The sequence below is a fragment of the Xylanimonas oleitrophica genome (assembly GCF_003244315.1).
In the GTDB taxonomy this organism is placed as follows: Bacteria; Actinomycetota; Actinomycetes; order Actinomycetales; family Cellulomonadaceae; genus Xylanimonas_A; species Xylanimonas_A oleitrophica.
On the sequence record NZ_QKWH01000001.1, the window covers coordinates 492,369 to 512,828 of the forward strand.

Genomic DNA, 20,460 nt, shown 5'->3' on the forward strand with positions numbered 1-20,460 from the left:
CACTGGTGGGATGGTCGTGATGAAGGTCGAGGCGGCGCATGGGTGACGACGACGACCGGGACTGCGTCGAGCACGTGTGGGTCCTGGACGGTGCGTACATGCGGGCCGGGCGCAGCACCCTGGAGTACGGGTGCAGCAGGTGCGGTGCGGTCTCGGTGCGGCCAGCGAACTGGTCAGGACGCGGCGGGGAGTAGGTCCCGCACCGGGGTCACGCCGTAGGAGTCGCGCCAGCCCGGCGTGGAGCGCCGCTGTGACAGGTCGTCCCAGCCGATCTGCCCCGCCCGCAGCAGCCGCAGCCGCTCGGGACCCATGACGGCCAGCTGCTCCTTCTCGGGCAGGGAGTCGAACCAGGCGCGGGCGTCGGGCAGGGTCGACTCGGGCTCCTCGATGTCGAAGCCGAGGTCGGCCCACGACTTCGTGACGGGCAGCGCCGTGCACCGACCGTTCTGGTGGTCGATCGGGCCCGGCTCCTCCACGGGGTGGATGGAGCCGTGCTGCGCCAGGCACGACGGGCACGTGCGGTGGGAGAGCTCGGCGATCCACTGCCACCCGGTCAGGACGTCGGCGTTGGCGCGGCGCGCCGCCCGGGAGGCCTCGCGGTGCGCGTCGAGCATCTCCGTGCGCGCGATCGTCATGGCCCGGGACAGGCCCCCGTTGAACCCGCCCTCGAGGCCGCGCAGCATGCGGCGGGCCGCGGTGCGGGGGTTGTCCCCGACGGTCACGCCGCGCACCAGGTGGCGGACCATGCTGTCGGTCGCCTCGTCCGACAGCGGGATCGTCAGGGCGGTGACCTGAGAGGTGGTGCGCCGCACGATCGCGTCGAGCGCGGCCGCGTCGAGGCGGTCGAACGTCGCGGCCACCGCGTAGTCCCCGGCGACGGACGCGCGCGGCATCTGCGCAGCGATGATCCGCGCCTGCCACTCCGCCGCGGCGTCGGTGATCGCGGGCACGTCCTGCAGGATCCGCACGCCAGCGTTCGCCGTGAGGTCGTCAAGCCGGTCACGGGTGGCGTTCACGGCCTGCGCGACCCGCTCGGCGCGGGCGATGCGCCACGCCGGCGGCCAGGTGCCGTTCTCCTGCGTGTACTCGACGAGCTCGGCGACGACGGTCTCCCACTGGGCGGCAAGGTCGTCCCAGGCCTTGACCCACGCCGCGACCATGTCGCGGGTGGCGGCGTCGACCGTCCGGTCGAGCTGGACGCGCATGCCGCGCGCCAGGCGCAGGGTCTCCCGGTTGACGGCCATCAGGCGTTGTCGCCCTCGACGTCGTCGTCCTCGACCGGCGGCTGGATGACCCGGGCGGGGTCGTTGCCGCGCCGGAACGCGTCCACGACGGCCTGCCCGACAGAGGCGTAGGGGTCGATCCAGTTGCCGTCGGCGTCGGTCATCTGCTCAACGATCTCGTCGGCGTCCTTCACCCCGAGCGCCTGCAGCAGGAGCTTCGCGATCACCAGGGGTGGCAGCTTGCCGGTGGCGTCGGCGTCGACGATGGCCTTGACGATGGTCTCGAGCGGCGTCTCGTCGAGACTGGGCCAGTCGATCTCGATGGTCTGGTCGGTGGCGCCGGCCAGGGTGACGACCTCGCGGCCGGTGAAGTCGTCGCGGCCGATGGCGCCGCGCAGGCCGCCCTGCGGGGCGCGCACGGCCTCGCGGATGACGTAGGAGAGGATCGCGCGGTGCGCCTCGGTCCACACGGTCTGCCGCTGCCGCATGGCGAGCTTCGTGGGCAGGTTGAGTGTCTCCGCCACGGCGCGGGCGCCGGTCTGGCCGGGGTCGGACATGAGGGTCGTGACAGGCACGTCCAGGGCGGCGCCGACCATCGCGGCCAGCGGGCGCCCGGACTCGGAGTCGATGGTGGCGCCGGTCTTCGGGATGGCTTCGAGGGTGACGTCGGCGGGAAGCACGGCGGTGCTGCCGACGTTGTTCTCGTTCCCGGCAGGCGCCTCGCCCTGGGGGCGGCGGGCCAGTGCCTGACGCATCCCGGCGGCGCGCGAGGAGTTCTTCGCGCTGGCCTTCCACGCGAACTGGCTCAGGGCCTTGACCAGCAGCGCCCAGTCGGACAGGAAGTCCTTGTAGGCGCGCGCCCACGGCAGGGCGGCGTAGGCGTCCCCGACGCCGAACTTCGCCCCGTCGAGGGCGTTGACCTTGACGTGGTAGATAGGGGCGTCCCAGCGGACCTCGACGCCGCCGATGGCCTTCGGGCGGGTGCGGGGCCGGTACGTCAGCGCCGGGTAGTACGCCTTCTCCTGGACGGTCTCGAACCCGGTGCCGTCGGCCTTGAGGACCTGCGACGTCCACGACCGCAGGTAGTACCAGGGGTCGTCCTTGTCGTCGGGGTTCGTGATGACGTCGTCGATCTCGTCGAACGCGATGGACCGGACCTGCACGAACCCGGTGCGGGGGTTGGTGAAGCAGGCCAGGAACACGTTCCCGTCGGTGCCGAGCGCGATCTCGAGCTGCTCGTGTGCCTGGTCGCCGGTCAGGGCCGACCTGTTGCCCGGGTCGTCGAGGAACCGCTGCACGGCGGCGTTGACGTCCTCGCCGCCGTCGGCGCCCTTGGCGCGGGCCGCGATCTGCACGCCCTGCCCCCACACGTAGGCCTGCCGCACGGACAGGCCCCGCTTGATGAGCGGGTTCGCCAGGTACATGACCCGGGACAGGCGGGCGGCGGTGCGCAGCCCCTCGCGGGAGAACTCGGCGGCGCCCTGCGCGTCCAGGCGCCGCCAGCCCTTGTCCTCCAGGGTGCGCTCCAGGTCGAGGACGGACTCGGTCAGCAGCGCGAGGTTGGCCTCGGCGGCGCGCGCCCGGTCGATGGCCTCGGTGACGACGGCGGACTCCTGGAGGCCGAGGGCCTGACGGATGCGTCCCACGTGACGGCCTCCCTTCGAGCTAGTAGCCGCCGAGGTAGGCGTGCGGGTCGTCGTCGATGAGGTCTTCGGCCGTCACCGTCTCCTCCTCGAGGAGCGGGTACAGCAGGAGCTGGTTCACGGCCTGCGACATGGCGTCGACCTGGTCGTCGTGCGCGCCGGACGGGAAGGCCTTGGCCTCCTCGACGAAGTCCTCGACCCACGGGGCGAGCGTCGCGTCGGGAAGGACCACGTTCCCGGCGTGCGCGAGGGGGCTGACGGCTGAGGCTCGGGCGTACTTCGAGCCCTGCGGCTCGACCGGGATCAGGCCGGGCATGGTCGACTGCAGGGCGTTGATGACGGCCGGCCCGTTCGCCTTGTCCTCGACGAACTTCGCCACGGCCTGCGGCCACCGGGCCGCGAGCGCCTTGAGGGCCGTCACGGTGTCGTTGAAGTTCATGCGGCGGCGGACCTGGTCGAGCAGGTAGACGTCGACGCCGATGCGTGCCCAGACCTGGAGCACGACGTAGTCGCTGGTGGGCTTGTCCTTGAAGGTCAGGTCGGCGCTGATGGCCATCTCGTGGCCCTCGCCGGGCAGCCATCGGGACCCGTCGGCGCGGTCGATCCACAGGGGCTGGTCGTAGCGTGCCCAGTCCTTGGGGAAGAGGTTGCCCTTGTCGGCTGTGGGGCGGCCCTGGTAGAGCGCGTTCCACACGCGGGGGCCGACCTCGCGGCGGGTGCGTTCCCAGTCCTCGGCGCTGCGTTGGCGGCCGGTCTTCTCGTCGCGGCGGGCGGACTGCATCCACTCGCCGGGCTGGCGGCCGAGGGGGTCGGTCTCTCCGGCGTCAGGGTCGTAGTCGGCCTGGGCGGGGATGTTGATGACGTGCCAGCGGTGGCCTTCTTCGGAGGCGATGAGCCTGCCTGCGAGGTCGTCGTGGTGCCAGCGGGTCAGGATGAGGATGACCGGGGCGCCGGGCGCGAGGCGGGTGCGGCCGACGGAGGTCCAGAATGACCAGGCGCGTTCGCGGTAGGTCTCGGACTCGGCTTGCTCCATGTTGGAGATCGGGTCGTCGATGAAGAGCACGTCGGCGGGGCGGCCGGTGAGTCCACCCGCGATGCCGACTGAGCGGACGCCGCCGCGGCGGCCGGCGAGCTGCCAGGCGGTGACGGCGCCGTTGTCGGGTGCGATGCGCAGGCCGAGGTCGAGGGAGCCGTCGGCGCCGTTGTTCTCGGTGATGAAGCGGCGGATGTCGCGGCCGAACTCTTGGGCGAGGGACTCGGCGTAGGACGCGACGACGATGCGGCGGTCGGGGTTGCGGAGCAGGAACCAGAGCGGCCCGGTCTTGGTGACGCGGGTGCTCTTTCCCTCCTGCGGGGGCATGGAGATGATGAGCCGGTCGATCTTCCCGGCTTCGACGTCGACGAGGGCTTGGTCGATGACGTCGAGCGCGGGTGTCTGGATCGTGCCGGGGGTGATGGCCTGTGCGAGGGCGCCGGGTGTCGGGAAGGGGTCGGTCTTGGGCTCGAACGCGCGGGCGGCGTGTTCGAGGAAGTCGAGGGACACGGTGTGCCTCCTCGCCTCCGTCCGTGTGAGTCCCCAACCACGGCGTCCGGTGGCTGCGGCCGGTGGGCGTCGTTGGGTTGGGGCGTCATGGATGCCGAACGCCCCGCCTGTGGGGCCGGTGGCCTCGGGGCGGGGCGTTCGCGCTATGCGGTTGTGGTGGCCTCTTGTGCAGATCACCTATCAGAGCACACAGTAGCGTTGGTGATTCGGTGAGGCAAGGGACACGCCGGAATGTCACCGAACGTTCGGGCGGATAGGTGTGCCTATCCGACGAGCTGGGAGACGCGGCCGCGGCTGACGCCGAGCACGACGGCGGTGTCGGTGACGGACAGGCCGCGCTCACGGAGGCTGGTGGCGACCTCGCGGGCGCGGCGGGCGGCGCGCTGCTGGGCGGCGGCGGCCTCGGCGCTCTCGCGGCGGGCTGCGGCCACCTCGACCTCGAAGCCGTCGAGGTCGACGTGAAGGTCGATCTCGACGGTCTCGGGGGCGACGTCGAGCATGGTGGCGACGAGGTCGCGGGCCTGGTCGGGGGCGTCGCGCAGGGTGCGCTCCTGAGTGACGCCGACGCCGTCGACGTCGATGACCCACCACTGACCCTCTCGGGTCGCGGTGGCCTTGTAGGTCGTGCTCACTGCAACCACCCCTCTGGGAGACATGCCATCTGCTTCTGGATCGAGCGGACGACGCCTGCGGTGACGTCGCCGTGCCGGGGAAGCGGGGCGGTGTGCTTTCCGCACGGGCACCCGTAGACGGTGTGGCGGCCGCCCTCTCGGATGACCTTGCACCCGTGGGCGGCGAGTGCGTCCTGCACCTCGCGGCGCTTCATCGGCTTGACCATGACCCTAGTTTAGGGGGTCTAGACAGTCAATGTCAAGGGGGGCTAGACAGGCCGGGTCGTCGGCCGCGGCGTCAGGTCGATGCCGACACCGGCCAACGCCCGCTCCACCCCGGGCGTCATCTGCCCGGCCGCCGCGAGATGCAGCAGGGCCACCAGCGTGTCATCGTCCACGCCACCGCACTGCGCGATCATCACCGCCTGCTCCAGCCGGTGCAGGTAGTCGCCCGGACCCGTGGTGCACGCGGCCAGGCGGTCGAGCGCGGCCTGCTCGGCGTCCGTGCGTGCCCGCTGGAGGCCGACGGCGGCGAGCATCCGGTCGAGCGCGCTCACGGCCGCCACGCCTCGTCGTAGTCCGGGTGACTGGCGTAGGGCAGGGCGAGCGCGCGCAGCACAGCGTGCGCGCTGTCCTGCCACCCGAGCGTGTAGCGGTCGTCGCCCTGCGGCCAGTCCGGTGCCGCGTTCACCCCGACGATGCGCCGCTTGGCCTCGCACTCGGCCAGGAGGCGGGCCGGCTGCCCGCAGTCGCATGGGTACGTGTAGCCCTGCTCGTCAGGGCTCGCGCCGCACCCGACGCGGTGAACGTCATCAGCACCGGCCTCGTCCTCGGCGATGCGGGCCAGCAGGAACTCGGGCAGGGTCACAGCACGCGCTCCGGTCTACTCGGCTTGTTCGTCCACCCGTCGCCGAACCCGGCGCGGTAGGCCCGCTCCATGTCGACAGCGGTGTACGTGCGGGTCTGGGCCGCTTCGCGGACGGCGTGGCGCTCGACCTCAACCTCATCAGTCACCGCCACGATCCGCGCGAGCTCGTCGTCCGAAGCGGTGCGGCTGCGCCGGACATGTTCTCGACCCTCGGGGCCGTCGACCAGCTCGACCCACTCGACCCGGCCGCCGACATACACAGACAGCGTGCCCTCCACGGTGCGGGCGGGGTCCAGCCCCAGGATCTGCGCGAAGCGCGCGAAGATGGGGTCCGGCTCGATGATGCGGGCCATGCTCACACCTTCCCATCAGGGGCCGACATGGGCGCCTTCACCGGGCCACCTTGACCCGGGTGTCGCCCGGCAGGCCCGTCGCGGTCCACGGCCACACCGTCACCGTCACGGTCTTGCGCGTCGGGATCCGGGCCGCCTCGTCCGGGTCCTGCGTCATCGTGACCTCGGTGACGTAGTCCGTCTCGACCCGGAAGTCCGTCAGGTAGCCGGTCACGGTCGTGCCGTTCGTCTCGAACGTGACCCGCCGGCCGACGTCGTCGAGCTGGAGGGTGGCGAGCGTCTTGGCCGTCACGGTCGTGCTCCTCGCTGCCACGTGGTGCCGTGGCCGTCGTCGTGCTGCTGGTGTCGTGTCTCGGTCTGGCAGGGGCCGATGCGGAGCCCGAGCCGGTCGCCGCACGGGCGACGCTGGACGGGCCCCACGGTGGCCAGGTGCCCGTCGACCACGATGTGGGCGCCGGACTCGGCGGCGGCCCGCAGCGCCTCGAAGAGGCTGCCGTCGTCGGGCTCGGGCTCGGGTGGCTGATGCTCGGTGACCGGCTGGTAGTAGGCGTGCATCACGACCGCCGCCCCAGCGCCTGCTCGATGCCCTCGGACACTCTCGTGAGCCAAGCGGATGTCGCGTCGGCCGTGTCGCCACCGCCCCGCGCCGGCGGCCGGTACCGGTCGTCGAACTCGCCGCCCTCGCCCTGCTCCGCCAGCCACGTCAGCATGAACATCAGGTGGCAGCCCGCGTGCGCCAGGTGCGGCAGCCCCGACTCCGGGTCGAGCGTCTCGCCGTCCCAGTGCGCCGTCATGTGCCGCATCGCCGCCGCGTAGGACTTGCCCCACTCGTAGCCCTTGCGCCAGTTGTGGGCCGCGTACTTCTCCGCACCGAACGCCAGCACCTCGGCGATGGCGTCCATGCCGGCCTTCGGCAGCAGGTCGTACCGCTGCGGCTTCGTGCCCTTGCGGCCACCGGTCGTGGACGTGGTCATGGTCTCGGTCATGCGATCACCTCGGCGTAGTGCAGGAGGTCGCGCACACGGTGCGCGTCCTCGACGTGGGCGTTCCAGGGGCGGGTCAGGAGGTAGGTGGCCACACCGGCCGCGTTCAGGGCGTGGTAGTTCGCGGGCTTGTCGTCGACCATGACGTCGAGGCGGGCGATGGTCTTGTCCGCTGCGAACGTGATCGTGTCGAACGGCAGGGCGTGGGCGTCGAGCCAGCGCAGGGTCGCGGCCTCAGCCAGGCCCGGGCCGCCGAAGCGTCGGTCGGTGACGATGTGGATGGTGTGCCCGGCGGCGCGGATGCGGTCGAACGCCTCGGGCACGCCCTCGAACGGGGCGCCGTGCGTGAAGATCACCCCGGCGCGCACGCCCTCGTGGCACACGTCCAGGAACTCCGGCAGCGTCAGGTCCCAGTCCTCGTAGAACTCCCACCGGGTCGGGTCCGGGTAGTGGCGGCCGAGGCGCCCCGGGTCCCGCCCGGCCGAGCGGATGATGTGCTCGCGCACGGACGCGGCGAAGTCGTAGCAGACGCCGTCGAGGTCGATGCCGACCCTCATGCCGCCTCCCCGGTCTCGGGCCTGCGGGTGTCGCGGATGAGTTCGAAGTCGGCCCAGTCGCCGGCGTCGTCCACGGTGAACGTGAGCAGGCCCGGCTGGGAGTCGCCCGCGCCGCCACCGTTCGCCCACCACGCCGACCCGTTGTCGAGCGTCGGCGCCTGGAACCACCACCGGTCACGGCCGTCGATCTGCCCGGTCGGCTCGACCTTGAGGTGGTGCCAGTGCCCGGTGACGAGGATCGTCGCGGCTGCCAGCGGCATGCCGCCGTGCGTCTGCCGCGCCCACCAGGCGGGCACCTGGTTCGCGTTCGTCCCGGCGCGGTGCCCGTGCGCGAGACCGATGACCGCGCCCCGCACCTGCAGGGCCAGGGTCTCGTCCCACGTCGACTCGGGGATGATGAACGTGACGTCGTCGCGACGCATGCGCGCGAACGTCTCGGCCACGCCCTGGTGGATCGCCAGCCCGAAGTCGTCCCCGGGCGTGCCCAGGAGCTCCTTCCCCTCCGACCAGCGGGAGTGGTTCGACGGGACGGCCGCCACCCGGGTCGAGCCCGGTACCCGGTCCGCGATGCGCTCGACCCACCGGGTCAGGAACCGCTGCGCGTCGAGGATCTGCTGCGGCAGGCTCCCGGTGTTCATCCGCGCCTGGCTCTTGGTGTTCGAGAACCCCTCGATCAGGTCGCCCGGGTCGAGGATCAGCGCGTCCTCGCACGGCACGGCACGCATGCGGTCCTCGAGCTGGGCCAGGAGGTGCTCGGTGCGGTCGAGGAACTGGGGCCAGCCGCCGCGGTGGTCCTGCTTGTGGATCTGCGCGTCCGCGACGACGACGACGCGGGTGCGGGCGCCGGCCTTGACCTTGGTCTTGCGGGTGCGGGCCGCGCGGGCGACCTTGGCCAGCTCGGTGAAGGTCTCCGCGCTGGCCGTCTCGGGCCGGTCGGTGATCGTGAACCGGGCGTAGTGGAACATGCGGGACGCGCCGGTCTCGGGGTCGGGCTCCGGGCGGCCCCACAGGCGCACCTGGGTGAGGGTGACCTGCCGATCCTCGGGCACGGTGATGCCGGCGTGCTCACGGATCGCGTCCCGCCACTGCTGCTCGTCGCCTTCGATCTTCGGCAGGTTGATCGAGACCTCGACGGCCTGCCCGGCGTCGTAGCGGATGTGCGGCTCGTACCCGGTGGGGACGGTGGGGCGCGGTCGGGGCACGCGGGTCGCGGCCTGTGCGGCGTGGAGGTCAGCGAGGCCCATCAGTCCTCCAGGTGCTTGCAGGAGCAGACGCCTGACCGGTGCCGCTGGATGACCTGGTGGCCGATGGTGTACCCGGCGCGCGTCAGGGTGTCGGCGATGGCGCGGTTGGTCTCCCCGGAGTCGGCGGCCAGGACGCGCGCGAGCCAGGCACGGTCGTCGTCGTCGAGGCGTTCGCGGATGCGTCGCAGGCCGCATCCCTGACGCTTGGCGTCGACGCTTGGCTGGTGGAGGTCAGCGAGGGCCATGGTGGCAGGGGTCCCCTTCTCAGGCGGTCTTCTCGGCCTGCTTGGCGCGGGCGCGGGTGCGGGCGGAGTTGATGACGAGGTCGATGACGTCGCGGACGCGGTAGGTGTTGGCGCCGTTGCGGGCCTTCCCGGCCTCCAGGAGGCGGCCGGCGTGGTGCCACCAGCGGATGTTGTTCGCGAGGGTGTCGGCCTTGATGTCGATGCCGATCAGGCCGTGCACGGCGCGGGCCATCTCGGTGGCGGGCAGGAGCATGTCGGCGACCTGGTCGAGGAGCCAGGCGCGGCGGTCGGCGAGGGCGTAGGTGGTGCCGCAGCCGGGGCAGGTGACGTCGGTGGCGCCGGGGCGGGCGTAGAGCTCGCCGTGGCAGGGTCGGACGGTCAGGTCGGTGACCTCGGTGCCGGCGACGATGCGGGTGGTGGTCTCCTCGACGTCGGCGGTGCAGGGTCCGGCGTACTGCATCTGCGGGGGCACGTCGATGGCGCGCTTCATGCGCTGGATGGCGTCGAGGAGTTCGCCGATGAGGTCGCCGCCGTCGGGCTGGGCGCGCATCCAGGCGATGTTGCCGGTGAGGAACCCGGCCAGGGCCTGGGGGGTGTTGAGGGGGCGGTACAGGCCGCGGCGCTTGGCGATGGTGTCGGCCACGGAGGTGAGGGTGATCAGGAGGTCCCAGCGCGCTTCGGACGGGGTGTACCGGTAGGGCAGGTGGGTGGCGCCTTCGGTGCCGGGCACGGTGTGGCCGTGCTCGTCCTTCTCGGAGGCGTCGACGGTCTGCCCGTGGGCGATGCGGTCTTCGGCGTCGGCCAGGAGTCCTGGTCGGGTCTGGGGCAGGCCGGTGCGGCGCAGGGGGTTGAGGTCGGGGTGGCCGATGCGGCGCCGCTCAGTCTTGGGCAGGTCGCAGAGCTCGCAGTGCTCGTGGTGGGGCTTGCTGGGGTGGGTGAGGACGGCGGGGTCGGGTTCGGGGGTGTCGGCGAGGGCGGTGAGGAGGGTGGTGAGGCGGGTGCCGCACTCGGCGCAGACGTAGCAGGTGTCCTCGACGTCGCGGCCGCACTCGAGGGTGCAGGGCTGCATGTTCCGGGTCACAGGCCGTTGACCTCTCGTTCCGGGGTGGGGGTGTCGGGCTGGTGGTGGCGGTGGCGGCGGAGCCAGCGGGCGGCGTCCGCGCTGGCGTGCTGCTGGTCGCGGGTGGTGGTGTAGGTGGCGCGGAAGGTGGCGCCGCAGGGGCAGGTGTGCGCGATGACGCCGTTCACGTGAGGGCCTCCGTCCAGATCGCGGCGATGAAGAGGGCCATGGCGGCGATGCCGAAGCCGGCCGCGGTGCGGGTGGCGAGGCGGGCGCCGCGCTGGGTGCCGGTGAGGAACGCGACCGATCCGGCGGTCCAGGTGGCGGCGGCGAACACGGCGGCGGTGGCGGCGAGGGCTCCGGTGATGGTCATGCGGTCCTCCCAGCGGTCAGGACCCAGCACGCCATCCCGGCGGCGACCAGACCCCAGATCAGGTCGAACGAGGTGGGGGTCTTGCGCTGCCACCACTCGCGAAGGCTGACGACTGCGCCGATGGCGTTGAGGACGGTGAGCGCACCCGTGACCCACCCGTCACCGAGGGCGAGCACGCGTGCTGCGCCGTACAGGGTGAACAGTGCGTGGACTGCCGCGTGGACGAGGAAGACGGGGTGGCGTGGTGGCGTCGGCTTCTTGCCGCGGGTGCCGGTGTGGGCGTGGATGCCGAGGCGTTCCGCGGCGGTGGGGATGGTGTAGGTGTCGCTCATGCGGGCACGTCCTCGGTGACCTCGACGACGGCGGTGGTGGTGATCATGGGTCCGGCCTCCTTGCGGGTGATGCCGTCGACGTGCAGGACACGGCGGACGCTCAGCTCGAAGCGGCCGGCCTGGAGCTCGGCGAGGATCTCGTCGCAGCCCTCGCCTTCGGGTCCGAGGTCCCAGCCGCCGCCGAGGGTGTTGAGGCTGGAGCGCACGACGCCGGGGCCGACGCCGTTGTAGCGGTGGGTCCAGCCGGTGAGGTCGACGACGGTGTAGCGGAGGGTGCCGCCGGGCTCGAACGCGGCCTGCCGGGTGGCGATGATGAAGCGCTCGTCGCGGGCGCGGACGGTCCACCAGCGGGTGCTGGGGTCGCCGGTGAAGCGGATGCGGTCGCCGACGTGGATGGTGGCGGCCTGTTCGCGGGTGCGGCGGGTGCGGTCGTCGACCGGGGTGGTCTGGGTGGTGGTCATGTCTGGTCCTCCTCGTCGGTGTAGCGGCCGAGCTCGGCCCTGACGCTCACGGGCGGCGGTGCGGGCGGCGGCGGAGGAGGTGTCGGCCACCACCTGGAGTCCCACGCGTCCTCGGGGATCGGCCAGCCGGGCCGGACGGGCCCGAGCACGCGGACCCAGTGCCGGGCGGTGCGTCGCGCGCCGCACCGGCACTCGGCGTAGGCCCAGACGCCCTCGTACTCCCAGCCGGTCGGCCAGTGCAGGTGGAGCCTCATCGGTCCACCACCTCCTCGCGCTCGGGGCGCAGCTCCCACGGCATGTCCTCGTCCCAGATGGACACGCCCGTCTCCGGGTGGAACCAGACGTTCGGCTCCTGCTCGTAGCGGTAGTCGGCGGCGGTCACGGGATCAGCAGCGACGGCAGCCCACAGCCAGGCCGCCCTCACGAGCCCTCACCGCCCCCGACGCGCCGCAGCTCACGCGGCACGATCACCGGGACCTGCTCGTCCCACACCGCACGCATCGCCGGCGTTAACCCGGCCACGACCAGCGCCTCGAGCAGACCGTCCAGGATCCGCCGCAACGCGATCGACACCAGGTCGCCCTGCTGCTCGGCCAGGCGAACCTTCCGCTCCTCGACACCGGCCGCGATGGCCTTGGCCGCGAAGTCCACCAGGGCCCGCTCAGCCTCACCGAGCTTCGCCCACCAGATGTTCGTCTTGGCCTCGAACGTGGTGCCGGAGTCCTTCCCGCCCTGCACGTCCTTCGTGACGCCCCAGACGCGCTCACGCTCCTCCAGGTCGGCGACCATGCGGCGCAACGCCAGGACCTCGGCGTGCTTCCACGACACGGCCCGCAGGATCGCCTCGGTCGGGTCGACCTTCGGCACGTCGTCCCCGTAGGCCTCGACCAGCAGGTCAGCGGCAGCCTTCTCCAGCCGGGCGGCCTCAGCACGGCGTGCCGCGGCGGCCTTCACCTGCGGGGCACGCCCACCGTGCGTGTCACAGTGCGTGCCACCCCGGATCGGGTACTTCGTGCACGGCTCGTCCGGCGCACCGGACCGGTGGCCCTGGCAGCCGCGCGGGTGGGTCTTGCCGCACTTCGGGCAGTCGAACGCGGGCATCAGGCTCCCGCCTCATGGGTGTCGTCGCTGGTCGGCGCCCCATGGGTGTGGGCGTTCGTGTTGCACCTGTCGCGCTTCTGGTGTCGGCCATCGCAGCCGTGGCGGTGCTCGATGAAGTGGGGGAAGAACAGTCCCGGGAGGTCCTTGACGGTGTGCTCGTCAGCGGTGCCCAGGCAGCGGCAGCATGCGCAGGGTGTGGTGGTGTCGTAGTTCCACTGCCGGCCGACGGCGTCTCGGTGCCAGGTGGTGTCGTGCTGGTCGCGGACGCAGGGGATGCCGTCGCAGTTGCGGGCGGTGCACGGCGGGTGGCCGAGCGCGGTGCGGAGGTCGTTGACGCGCACGACGGTGCCGCTGTAGCCGGTGCCGTCGATCCCGACGGTCGCGAAGTGGAACTCCTTGTCAGCGCGGTTGATCAGCGCCTGCACCCGCTCCACCTGGGTCTCGGCCTTCTCGGCGCGCCGCTTCCAGTAGTCGCCCCGCGCCTCGGGCGGGAGCGTCTTGGAGAACGGCGTGTGGCTGGCGCCCTCGAGTGCGGCGCGGACCCGCTCTACCCGGGCCTCGGCCTGGTCCGCGCGGGTCCACGCGTCGAGTCGGTCCTGGCGCGCGGACACGATGGAGCACTTCGCATCCAGGAACCGGCTCTCCCACGTGTCCCTCTCGTCTGCCAGCGCGTCGGCTTCGACTGCCCGGGCGCGCAGGTCCAGGGCGAGGCCCCGCTTGGACCACCGGCGCTCGAACGTGTCGGCCATCGCTCGCAGCGCGTCTCCCAGCTCGCTCATCGCTTCCCCCCCTCGTCGGTACGGGCCAGGCGGTAGGCCACCTTGGCGATGCGGAGGGCGCGCCGGAACGCGTTGCGTCGGGCGATGGTCGCCTCCAGGTTCAGGCCGATGCGCCACGCCTCCTGGCGCGCTTCTTCTGCGGCCTCAACCTCACCGCCGATGAGGGTCAGCACCTCGTCCCGTGCGAGGGCCAGCGCGTCCCGCTCGGCCTCGGCCTCCCCGGCGCGGCGCTTCCACTCGTCGCGCTCCTCGTGGGCGGCCACGATCTCGTCGTTGTAGTCGGCCGCGACCTGGCGGGTAGAGGCCAGGTCCGCCTCTGCTCTCTCGGCGCGGTCGCGCCATGTGACGCCTGCGGCGACCGCCCCCAGGCCGAGCAGTGCCAGTCTCAACCTCTCGTCGCTCATCGCTTCTCCTCCTCGTCGGTGCCGGGCTGGCGGCGGCGTCCCCACCGCCGCCCGTCGATGCGGCAGCGGTGCAACCCGTCGCGGTGACCAGCGGGCAGGCGGCACTCGTGGTCCCCGTCTCGGGAGCGGCACAGGGTTCGGTCGGCACGCATCGGCTCGGGCTCGACCCAGGGACCAAGGCCGTGCTGGGCGCACCCGTCCAGGATGCAGAGGCAGGTGAGGTCGTGGCCGGGGTCGCGGCGCTCGTCGGTGCCGGGCTCGTGGCACGGCGGCTCGTGTCCGTCGGGCAGCGTGCAGGGGATGCCGCCGACGCCCTCGCAGGGCGAGGGCTTCTCGTCGGTGCCGGGCTGGCGGTCGAACTCGCCTCGGAGCGCGCTGAGCAAGCCGCCCTCGTAGAACGCGGGGACACCCCAGCCGTCGGCGCTGGCGTGCTTGGCGAACGCCTCGCTGATCTGGCCGACGGTGTACGCCTCCGCCTGCCCGCCCAGATGCCCGGCCTGGGTGAGCGCGGCCACGACGGCGGCGGAGATGCTGTCGAGGATCAGGTCCGACACCCCGTAGGTCATGGCGGGCCGGTCGCGCAACGCGGCCTTGACCACCTCCACGGCGTCGCGCTCGGGGGCGGTCACCTCGTCGCGGGACAGGTCGCAGCGGTAGCAGCCGGGCACGTGCTCAGTGTGCGTGTGGGCGGTCATGCGCCCCACCCCTCGTGCTGCACGCCCTCGGCCTCCAGGTCGGCCACGACGGTCTCCGCGATGGCTGCGCTCTCCGCCTCGCCGTGGTAGAGCCCCAGAGCCTCCGCCACGATGCCCAGCACGTCGTCGCGGGTGAGCGCGGTGCGGCCGTTCACGCGGGCGGTCATCGGCCCTCACCGCCCTTGGGCTTCCGCGACGCCTCGGGCATCACGACGATGAACAGGCCGGGGAGCCAGATGCGCCACGCGCTCCGGGCGGTGGCGACGGTCTCCGCCAGGTCGGCCTGTCGGTGCTCGGGCACGCGGGCGGGGCGCAGGCGGCGCAGCAGCGCCTCCCACCCGTCCCATGCGAGCCGGGCGAGGATCGACGCGAGGTAGAGCAGGCCGACGAATCCGACGACAGTCACGATCCACAGGGCGACGGTCTCCATCACGCCTCACCGCCCAGGTACGTCGCGGCGAGGGCGTGGATGTCGTCGCGGTCCACGTAGCCCGGCTCGAAGCGATGACGCTGCTTGTCATCCGCCAGCGCCAGCACCTCGCGGGCAAACGCCAGCAGCGCGGGCACGTCAGCGCGGGCGTGCGCGATGAACTCGGCGTCGGGCTTGCGGAGCCCATCCGCCACCGTCAGGCCGGGAGCGCGTACCGAGATGAGGTAGCACGCACCCAAGGCCGTCCGGTCCCGGTGCCATGGCCCGTCGGTCGCTGCGTCCGCTCGCGCCTGCATCTCCGCGAGCCGCTGCATCACGTCGGCGCTCATCGCGCACCGCCCCGGCAGTAGATGCACTCGGGGTCGGAGCCCTGGTCGTCCAGGTGTGCGGCGTGCTCCGCCTTCTCGGGGTCGATGCCGGCGCGGTTGAGCAGCCAGTCGTAGCCGTACAGGAGGCCGCTCATCGGTCGCCTCCCGCCTGCTCGGCGCGGAGCTGGATGAGGGCGGCTGCGAGAGCCTGCACGAGCGCGAAGACCACGCTGCTGCCCATGGCGGCGCCGTCGGGCTCCGGGAGCTCGTCGACACGGTCGAGGCAGGCTTCGACGAGGGCGTCGAGGGTGTCTCTGTCGTCGTTGATGGCGACGGCGAACATGCGGCCTGCCCAGTAGGCGTGCTCGGGTGCGTCCTGGTCGAAGGACGGCCTCGCGAAGGTGGCGCCGGCGCCGAAGCGGGCGTTGGTGGCGTTGCGGAGGATGACGCCAGCGGAGAGCGCGAGGGCGCGCATGGTCATGCCGACGTTCGTCCGGCACGGGTCGAACTTCAGAGCGGCGACCGCGGCCTGCGGATCGTCAGCGTCGATGCTCGCGACGACCCGGACCATCATGGTCTCGAGCTCGTCCAGGGTCATGACGTGCGGCTCAGCCACGGTCGCCCCCAGCCTGCTCGGCGCGGGGCACCAGCGCGGCGCGGATCTCCTCGCAGACCGCACCCACGAGCACGGGGTACACGATCTCGCCAGCGGCTCGTGCCTGGGCGCCGGAGCGCTCGTGCTTCGTCACCACGGCCAGCACCGCGTCGACCACGGCTGCCACGTCGCGCAGTCCGCGCTCGGTCGCCTCCCGGGCGCCGCGCGCCTCCGCCTCGGCCAGGGCGCCGTGTACGCGCACTGCTATGTGGCGCGACAACGCGTTCCACTGGTCCTCGCGGTACACCTCGATGTACGAGTAGCCCTCGTCAAGGTTGTCGCGCCCGTGGTGCGCCGCAGGGCTCCCGGCGAGCCAGTCGCTCACCGTCTCCGCCAGGGCGTCCAGGGCGGCGGTGGTCTCGATGCGGTCGGTCATGAGTCAGTCCTTGCTCTCGGTGGTGATCCCGGCCGGGCACGGCTGGGCGAGACCCTCGGGCCAGGCGACCTTGGCCATGGCGTCGAGGTGGTTCTTGGGGAGCTCGTCGATCGGGCGGCCGAGGGCGCGGGCGCCCATGGCGGCCAGCACGAGCGCGTCGGCCTCGTCGTTGCCGGTGACGTCGACGTCGACGTAGCGGCGCACGACCGCGGCGAGCACGGTGTCCTTGCCGGCCGCGCCAGAGCCCGTGGCGTACTTGGCGCGGGCGGAGGGCGTGACGACGGCGAGCCGGTGGTCGTTGACGAGGAGGCGGTGGGCGAGCATCCACCACAGGCCAGCGCGCTCGGTGGCGTGCGGGCTCTTGGAGGCGTAGGCCAGGCCCTCGAGGACGACGAGGTCGGTGTCGTCGGACACCCACGCCATGGCCTCGTCGACGATGTCGCGCAGGCGTGACCAGCGGGCCGGGTAGGTGTCGCCGGCGGGGCTGGTGCGGATGCGGTCAACCTGGGCGAGGTGGCCCGCGCGGGGGGCTGCCCAGACGACGGCGACGCCGGTGGAGGTCAGGGACAGGTCGAGGCCGACGACCTTCATGGCCGCCTGCGCTTCTGGTCCCAGGCGGCGTAGAGCGCGAGCACGGCGAGCATCAGGGCGCCGGCCCAGGTCGCGGTGCTCATGCGGCCTGCCGGGGTCGGCGGCTCAGGCGCGGGTTGGTGACGCCGGCGCGTGCGAGGATCCTCTGGACGCCCGGGCCGGACAGGTGCGCGGCCTGCGCGATGGCCTCTCGGGAGTAGCCCTCGGCGTGGGCGCGGATGACGTGGTGGTCGCGCACGGCGCGCGAGTGCCGCAGCTTGGTGGTGTCGCTGTCGACGGTGGAGGCTGCCTGGTGCAGGTCGTCGAGTGCGGTTCGTGCGGCCATGTGCCCCACATTACTGCATGTTCCCGAATGTTGGTACCCCATTTCACCCGCTGTCGAGGTGACACGTTCCGATTTGTTGCGTTACGTTCAGGGCATGCACCGGCTGATCAGGCCGCGTCCACCACCATGTCGTGGACGCGACAGACGCAACTCAATCGAATGGCACCACCAGGCCTGCGCGCGCACCCCTTGGGGCAGGCCGAAGCGTTCGCCGCGCCCGGAACGAACCGAGGCCCGAGACCCGCAGCAATGAAGCTCAACGGAGTCTCGGGCCTCTGTCGTGCCCTGGGGCTGGTTTCGGCTCTACGAGAGCGACATCCGGTCGTCGCACGTCGTGCCCATGAGCGCCTCGATGGCCCGGATGCGGGCCAGCTCTGGGTTGTCGTTCGCGGTCAGGGCGAGCATGGCCACGGCGATGCGCCGCTGGTAGTCCGCTACAGTCAGCGGCTGGAACACGGACGTCACAGAGCGACTGCTGACATCATTGTGTGACACTGGCAGTTGCCTTCCTTCGGGAGTGGTTTTCAGCGGCCCGTACCCCTCGTCTTCTTGGCCGGAGTCTGTGGGGTGCGGGCCGTTTTCTGTCCTTCTGGTGGAGGGATCGTATGTCGGGTCGGGGGTGCTGTTGGCGTGTCCCTTCGTCATGGCGTGTCGAACACATGTTCGAACGAGCAGGTGACACGCGACACTGTAGAGCCCGGTGCAGCGTCTGTCCTGGTCACCCGCCCGGGGGTCTTCCCGCAGGTCCCGGCCGTGACCGGAACGTTTTCACCCACTGAGGGCCGAGAAGTGCAGCAGTTGCCGCCCCGGCGGGGTCGGCAGGTGCCGCCCCTGCACCTGCTGGTGCCTGACGGGTCGGGCACGGTGTTCGGCGGCCGTTCGCGCCTCATGACGCGTCTCCTGTCCTGTCCGCGGTCCGCCCTGCTGCGGCCCGCGCCCGGCACTGTGCCGGTACCCCCCTGAATCTGCGAGTCGCAGCGGGTGAAACAGCGGGTGAAGAGCATTCGGGGACACCTCGGGGGCGCCGTCCGGCCGCTCTTCACCCGCTGCCGGGTCACGCCGCCACGAGCTCCTCGCCGTCGGCGGGGCGCCGCGCGCCTGCCGGCGGGTTCTTCCACATCCGCTCTCGCTCGCGCCGCGTGGTGCCGCCGTACACGCCGTCGCGCTCACCGCGGGTCAGGCCGACGGTCAGGCACGCCTCCCGCACCGGGCACTGAGCGCAGACCTGCTTGGCCGCCCGCGAGGACCCGCCCTGCTCGGGGAAGAACGCGTCAGGGTCGGTCTGGGAGCACAACGCCTGCGCCTGCTCGTCGAACGTCAGCCACCGGCGGGGCGTGAAGCCCTCCGGCCACACGTCCATCCGCGGCAGCGTGCCCGGCTGGCTCACGCGGCCACCGCCTCGCCAGTGATGGCCTCGACCACGCACGCGATGAGGTCGCGCGCGGCCGGGGGCGTCACGGCGTTGCCGCTCAGCTTCACCTGCTCGCGCCGGTTGCCGACCATGACGTAGTCGCCGGGGAAGGCCATGGCGCGCTTGATCTCGTCGGGCTCGAGCATGCGGAACCGGACGTCCTCGACTTCGATGGTGGGCCGCTCCGCCTGCAGCACCGACTGGTGGCCGGCGGTGGTGACGGTGCGCACGGGCTCGGACGCGGGCGTGGTCATCTCGGCGCCGCCGCCGTTGTTCCGGTGGATCAGCGCGTAGGCCTCCCGGGTGAGCATGGTCGGCATGGGGCCCACGGTCGGACGGGCGTCCTCGTTCCACGTGCCGCCGGACGGGACGACGAGCCCGTGGTGGTTCCCCGAGGCGGTGACAGTCGCCAGCGCCTCGGACGCCGGCCGGGCCACGGACCCGCCACCACGGAGCTCGGCGAGGAACGGCGGGAACGCGAAGCCCGTCTCGGTGCGGGTCGTCATCGTGCGCATGGCCTCGGCGGCGATGCGCGCCTCCTTGCCCTCGCGGCCCTCGACAGGCACCGCCAGCGGGGGCAGGGCGATGCCCTTGGACTCGCGGGTGTGCATGGTCTGCGTCGGCTCGGACAGCGGCCACGCCCGGTAGTAGGAGTTCGGGTCGCCGTGGCGCGGGTGCCGCGGGTCGGCGGCGTCGTAGGGGTTGCCGCCGTTCTCGACCAGCAGGGGCGCCCAGTAGCGCTCGATGCCGACCTGGATGCGGCGCATGGTCTTCTCCGCCAACGGCTTGTCCCGGTCGCCGATGCGCTGGCCGGGGTTGGACCAGTCGATGATCGAGCTCGCGGGCATCCAGTACGGCTCGACAACCTCGTTGCGGCACGAGCTCGACGGGCACCGGTAGAGGTACTGGGAGCGGTACCGGCCGGGCCGGGTCTGCCCGTCGCCCCTCTTCCACCACTGCATGGCCTCGACGGTGGTCTCGCAGCGCGGGCACCACGCCTTCGGCCGCTGCATGCGCTCGAAGTCCGGGGCGCGCTCGCCCTCCTTCGTGAACGCGATGTACACCCGGTCGCGCGACTGCGGGGCCGGCAGGCCCATCGCGGAGGCGTGCATGGAGTTCAGGCTGATGATGCGGTGCCGGTAGCCCATGGAGTGCATGGCGCCGAGCCACGCCTGGAACAGGCCGCCGCGGGTCCCGGTCGGGCTCGACCAGTCGACGACCTCGACGACGTTCTCCACGAGCACGGCGCGGTAGTCGTGTGCCTCGGTGAACCGCACGACGTCCCACATGGTCGCGCGCGAGCGCTCGGCCGCTGCGTCGGGCAGCACGTCGCCGAACAGGTCCGGCTGGATCGGCGCGGCCTTGCGGCCCTTGGCTCGGGAGTGGTTCGTGCACTCGGGGGACGCCCACAGCATGTCGGTGTGCGGCACGTAGCGGGGGTCCGTCTGCGAGATGTCGGCCTGCAGGTGGTCGACGTCGGGGTGGTTCGTGTTGTGGGTCTCGATGGCCTTGTCCCAGTGGTTCGCGGCCAGGCGCACCTGCACACCGGGCACCGAGACGGCTCCGGTGGAGCTGCCGCCGGCGCCGCAGAACAGGTCGGTCATCGTGAGGTTCGCGGTCATGCTGGGGTCTCCGTGCGGTCGATGTAGACGTGGATGGCCGTGCCGTCGTGGCGCAGCCCCTCGAGGCGGTAGGTGCCGTCGTTGAGGCGGACGCGTCGGTCGAGGACGAGCTGGCGGGTGCAGCCGCGGCCGTGGCAGGTGTGTTCGGTGTCGACGAGGTACTGGGGGGCGCCGAGGTAGGTGGCGGCCCGGACGGTCGTCATGCGGTCGCCTCGAGGCAGTCGCCGTGGTGGAGCGTCACGTGCTCGTCCGCGTAGTACGGGGCGG

General features: G+C 72.1%; 37 protein-coding genes. All 37 read right to left on the minus strand.

Annotated elements, in window-relative coordinates:
- Positions 1 to 173: 173 nt before the first annotated feature.
- Positions 174 to 1,244 carry a phage minor head protein gene (locus tag DNL40_RS02360; protein WP_111249597.1) on the minus strand — a complete coding sequence of 357 codons (1,071 nt, stop codon included), beginning with the start codon at positions 1,242 to 1,244 and terminating at the stop codon, positions 174 to 176.
- Entirely contained in the window at positions 1,244 to 2,869 is a 1,626-nt protein-coding gene (locus tag DNL40_RS02365) for a hypothetical protein (protein WP_111249598.1), read from the minus strand. Before DNL40_RS02365 ends, DNL40_RS02360 begins: the two co-directional genes overlap by 1 nt.
- Positions 2,870 to 2,888: 19 nt before the next feature.
- Positions 2,889 to 4,409, minus strand: a complete 1,521-nt coding sequence (gene terL, locus DNL40_RS02370; RefSeq protein WP_111249599.1) for a phage terminase large subunit — start codon at positions 4,407 to 4,409, stop codon at positions 2,889 to 2,891.
- A gap of 263 nt (positions 4,410 to 4,672) precedes the next feature.
- On the minus strand, positions 4,673 to 5,041 hold the full coding sequence (locus DNL40_RS02375) for an antitoxin HicB (RefSeq protein WP_111249600.1): 369 nt from the start codon (positions 5,039 to 5,041) through the stop codon (positions 4,673 to 4,675).
- On the minus strand, positions 5,038 to 5,247 hold the full coding sequence (locus DNL40_RS02380) for a type II toxin-antitoxin system HicA family toxin (RefSeq protein ID WP_111249601.1): 210 nt from the start codon (positions 5,245 to 5,247) through the stop codon (positions 5,038 to 5,040). The genes DNL40_RS02375 and DNL40_RS02380 overlap by 4 nt, the downstream gene beginning before the upstream one ends.
- A 42-nt stretch (positions 5,248 to 5,289) precedes the next feature.
- Entirely contained in the window at positions 5,290 to 5,577 is a 288-nt protein-coding gene (locus tag DNL40_RS02385) for a hypothetical protein (RefSeq protein ID WP_146251999.1), read from the minus strand.
- A complete protein-coding gene (locus DNL40_RS02390) occupies positions 5,574 to 5,888 on the minus strand; it encodes a DUF6221 family protein (protein WP_111249603.1) in 315 nt (104 codons plus the stop codon). Before DNL40_RS02390 ends, DNL40_RS02385 begins: the two co-directional genes overlap by 4 nt.
- A complete protein-coding gene (locus DNL40_RS02395; protein ID WP_146252000.1) occupies positions 5,885 to 6,241 on the minus strand; it encodes a hypothetical protein in 357 nt (118 codons plus the stop codon). Before DNL40_RS02395 ends, DNL40_RS02390 begins: the two co-directional genes overlap by 4 nt.
- 37 nt (positions 6,242 to 6,278) lie before the next feature.
- Positions 6,279 to 6,533, minus strand: a complete 255-nt coding sequence (locus tag DNL40_RS02400) for a hypothetical protein (RefSeq protein ID WP_111249605.1) — start codon at positions 6,531 to 6,533, stop codon at positions 6,279 to 6,281.
- Positions 6,530 to 6,796, minus strand: coding sequence for a hypothetical protein (locus tag DNL40_RS02405; protein WP_111249606.1), 267 nt, complete (start codon positions 6,794 to 6,796; stop codon positions 6,530 to 6,532). The genes DNL40_RS02400 and DNL40_RS02405 overlap by 4 nt, the downstream gene beginning before the upstream one ends.
- Entirely contained in the window at positions 6,796 to 7,227 is a 432-nt protein-coding gene (locus DNL40_RS02410; RefSeq protein WP_111249607.1) for a dATP/dGTP diphosphohydrolase domain-containing protein, read from the minus strand. Before DNL40_RS02410 ends, DNL40_RS02405 begins: the two co-directional genes overlap by 1 nt.
- Positions 7,224 to 7,781, minus strand: a complete 558-nt coding sequence (locus DNL40_RS02415) for a 5' nucleotidase, NT5C type (protein ID WP_111249608.1) — start codon at positions 7,779 to 7,781, stop codon at positions 7,224 to 7,226. Before DNL40_RS02415 ends, DNL40_RS02410 begins: the two co-directional genes overlap by 4 nt.
- On the minus strand, positions 7,778 to 9,025 hold the full coding sequence (locus DNL40_RS02420; RefSeq protein ID WP_111249609.1) for a hypothetical protein: 1,248 nt from the start codon (positions 9,023 to 9,025) through the stop codon (positions 7,778 to 7,780). Before DNL40_RS02420 ends, DNL40_RS02415 begins: the two co-directional genes overlap by 4 nt.
- Positions 9,025 to 9,270: a hypothetical protein gene (locus tag DNL40_RS02425; RefSeq protein WP_111249610.1), complete on the minus strand. Its 246-nt coding sequence runs from the start codon at positions 9,268 to 9,270 to the stop codon at positions 9,025 to 9,027. The genes DNL40_RS02420 and DNL40_RS02425 overlap by 1 nt, the downstream gene beginning before the upstream one ends.
- Before the next feature lie 19 nt (positions 9,271 to 9,289).
- On the minus strand, positions 9,290 to 10,351 hold the full coding sequence (locus tag DNL40_RS02430) for a hypothetical protein (RefSeq protein ID WP_111249611.1): 1,062 nt from the start codon (positions 10,349 to 10,351) through the stop codon (positions 9,290 to 9,292).
- A complete protein-coding gene (locus tag DNL40_RS16290) occupies positions 10,348 to 10,518 on the minus strand; it encodes a hypothetical protein (RefSeq protein ID WP_179950888.1) in 171 nt (56 codons plus the stop codon). The genes DNL40_RS02430 and DNL40_RS16290 overlap by 4 nt, the downstream gene beginning before the upstream one ends.
- Positions 10,515 to 10,703 carry a hypothetical protein gene (locus tag DNL40_RS02435; RefSeq protein ID WP_111249612.1) on the minus strand — a complete coding sequence of 63 codons (189 nt, stop codon included), beginning with the start codon at positions 10,701 to 10,703 and terminating at the stop codon, positions 10,515 to 10,517. The genes DNL40_RS16290 and DNL40_RS02435 overlap by 4 nt, the downstream gene beginning before the upstream one ends.
- The gene (locus DNL40_RS02440) at positions 10,700 to 11,035 is read right to left on the minus strand and encodes a hypothetical protein (RefSeq protein WP_111249613.1); all 336 of its coding nucleotides are present in this window, start codon (positions 11,033 to 11,035) and stop codon (positions 10,700 to 10,702) included. Before DNL40_RS02440 ends, DNL40_RS02435 begins: the two co-directional genes overlap by 4 nt.
- Positions 11,032 to 11,496, minus strand: coding sequence for a hypothetical protein (locus DNL40_RS02445; RefSeq protein ID WP_111249614.1), 465 nt, complete (start codon positions 11,494 to 11,496; stop codon positions 11,032 to 11,034). The genes DNL40_RS02440 and DNL40_RS02445 overlap by 4 nt, the downstream gene beginning before the upstream one ends.
- Positions 11,493 to 11,750 (minus strand): hypothetical protein, encoded by a 258-nt coding sequence (locus tag DNL40_RS02450; RefSeq protein ID WP_111249615.1) that lies wholly within the window; start codon positions 11,748 to 11,750, stop codon positions 11,493 to 11,495. The genes DNL40_RS02445 and DNL40_RS02450 overlap by 4 nt, the downstream gene beginning before the upstream one ends.
- A complete protein-coding gene (locus DNL40_RS16875) occupies positions 11,747 to 11,878 on the minus strand; it encodes a hypothetical protein (protein WP_281268413.1) in 132 nt (43 codons plus the stop codon). The genes DNL40_RS02450 and DNL40_RS16875 overlap by 4 nt, the downstream gene beginning before the upstream one ends.
- A gap of 38 nt (positions 11,879 to 11,916) precedes the next feature.
- The gene (locus DNL40_RS02455; RefSeq protein ID WP_111249616.1) at positions 11,917 to 12,597 is read right to left on the minus strand and encodes a hypothetical protein; all 681 of its coding nucleotides are present in this window, start codon (positions 12,595 to 12,597) and stop codon (positions 11,917 to 11,919) included.
- On the minus strand, positions 12,597 to 13,376 hold the full coding sequence (locus tag DNL40_RS02460) for a BAR domain-containing protein (RefSeq protein WP_111249617.1): 780 nt from the start codon (positions 13,374 to 13,376) through the stop codon (positions 12,597 to 12,599). Before DNL40_RS02460 ends, DNL40_RS02455 begins: the two co-directional genes overlap by 1 nt.
- On the minus strand, positions 13,373 to 13,780 hold the full coding sequence (locus tag DNL40_RS02465; protein ID WP_111249618.1) for a hypothetical protein: 408 nt from the start codon (positions 13,778 to 13,780) through the stop codon (positions 13,373 to 13,375). The genes DNL40_RS02460 and DNL40_RS02465 overlap by 4 nt, the downstream gene beginning before the upstream one ends.
- Positions 13,777 to 14,475, minus strand: coding sequence for a hypothetical protein (locus DNL40_RS02470; RefSeq protein WP_111249619.1), 699 nt, complete (start codon positions 14,473 to 14,475; stop codon positions 13,777 to 13,779). Before DNL40_RS02470 ends, DNL40_RS02465 begins: the two co-directional genes overlap by 4 nt.
- Complete coding sequence (locus DNL40_RS16295) at positions 14,472 to 14,642, minus strand: hypothetical protein (RefSeq protein WP_179950889.1); 171 nt, start codon at positions 14,640 to 14,642, stop codon at positions 14,472 to 14,474. The genes DNL40_RS02470 and DNL40_RS16295 overlap by 4 nt, the downstream gene beginning before the upstream one ends.
- Positions 14,639 to 14,905 carry a hypothetical protein gene (locus DNL40_RS02475; protein ID WP_111249620.1) on the minus strand — a complete coding sequence of 89 codons (267 nt, stop codon included), beginning with the start codon at positions 14,903 to 14,905 and terminating at the stop codon, positions 14,639 to 14,641. The genes DNL40_RS16295 and DNL40_RS02475 overlap by 4 nt, the downstream gene beginning before the upstream one ends.
- Positions 14,905 to 15,234: a hypothetical protein gene (locus tag DNL40_RS02480; protein WP_111249621.1), complete on the minus strand. Its 330-nt coding sequence runs from the start codon at positions 15,232 to 15,234 to the stop codon at positions 14,905 to 14,907. Before DNL40_RS02480 ends, DNL40_RS02475 begins: the two co-directional genes overlap by 1 nt.
- Positions 15,231 to 15,368 carry a hypothetical protein gene (locus DNL40_RS16300; protein WP_179950890.1) on the minus strand — a complete coding sequence of 46 codons (138 nt, stop codon included), beginning with the start codon at positions 15,366 to 15,368 and terminating at the stop codon, positions 15,231 to 15,233. Before DNL40_RS16300 ends, DNL40_RS02480 begins: the two co-directional genes overlap by 4 nt.
- A complete protein-coding gene (locus tag DNL40_RS02485; protein WP_111249622.1) occupies positions 15,365 to 15,829 on the minus strand; it encodes a hypothetical protein in 465 nt (154 codons plus the stop codon). Before DNL40_RS02485 ends, DNL40_RS16300 begins: the two co-directional genes overlap by 4 nt.
- Positions 15,822 to 16,244, minus strand: a complete 423-nt coding sequence (locus tag DNL40_RS02490; RefSeq protein ID WP_111249623.1) for a hypothetical protein — start codon at positions 16,242 to 16,244, stop codon at positions 15,822 to 15,824. Before DNL40_RS02490 ends, DNL40_RS02485 begins: the two co-directional genes overlap by 8 nt.
- Before the next feature lie 3 nt (positions 16,245 to 16,247).
- Positions 16,248 to 16,835 (minus strand): crossover junction endodeoxyribonuclease RuvC, encoded by a 588-nt coding sequence (locus DNL40_RS02495; protein ID WP_111249624.1) that lies wholly within the window; start codon positions 16,833 to 16,835, stop codon positions 16,248 to 16,250.
- Between the two features lie 79 nt (positions 16,836 to 16,914).
- Positions 16,915 to 17,160, minus strand: a complete 246-nt coding sequence (locus DNL40_RS02500; RefSeq protein WP_111249625.1) for a hypothetical protein — start codon at positions 17,158 to 17,160, stop codon at positions 16,915 to 16,917.
- Between the two features lie 303 nt (positions 17,161 to 17,463).
- The gene (locus tag DNL40_RS16305; protein WP_179950891.1) at positions 17,464 to 17,625 is read right to left on the minus strand and encodes a hypothetical protein; all 162 of its coding nucleotides are present in this window, start codon (positions 17,623 to 17,625) and stop codon (positions 17,464 to 17,466) included.
- Positions 17,626 to 18,214: 589 nt separating this feature from the next.
- On the minus strand, positions 18,215 to 18,547 hold the full coding sequence (locus DNL40_RS02505) for a WhiB family transcriptional regulator (RefSeq protein ID WP_245885583.1): 333 nt from the start codon (positions 18,545 to 18,547) through the stop codon (positions 18,215 to 18,217).
- A complete protein-coding gene (locus DNL40_RS02510) occupies positions 18,544 to 20,193 on the minus strand; it encodes a DNA cytosine methyltransferase (RefSeq protein ID WP_111249626.1) in 1,650 nt (549 codons plus the stop codon). Before DNL40_RS02510 ends, DNL40_RS02505 begins: the two co-directional genes overlap by 4 nt.
- Positions 20,190 to 20,396, minus strand: a complete 207-nt coding sequence (locus DNL40_RS02515) for a hypothetical protein (RefSeq protein WP_111249627.1) — start codon at positions 20,394 to 20,396, stop codon at positions 20,190 to 20,192. The genes DNL40_RS02510 and DNL40_RS02515 overlap by 4 nt, the downstream gene beginning before the upstream one ends.
- Positions 20,397 to 20,460 lie beyond the last annotated feature (64 nt).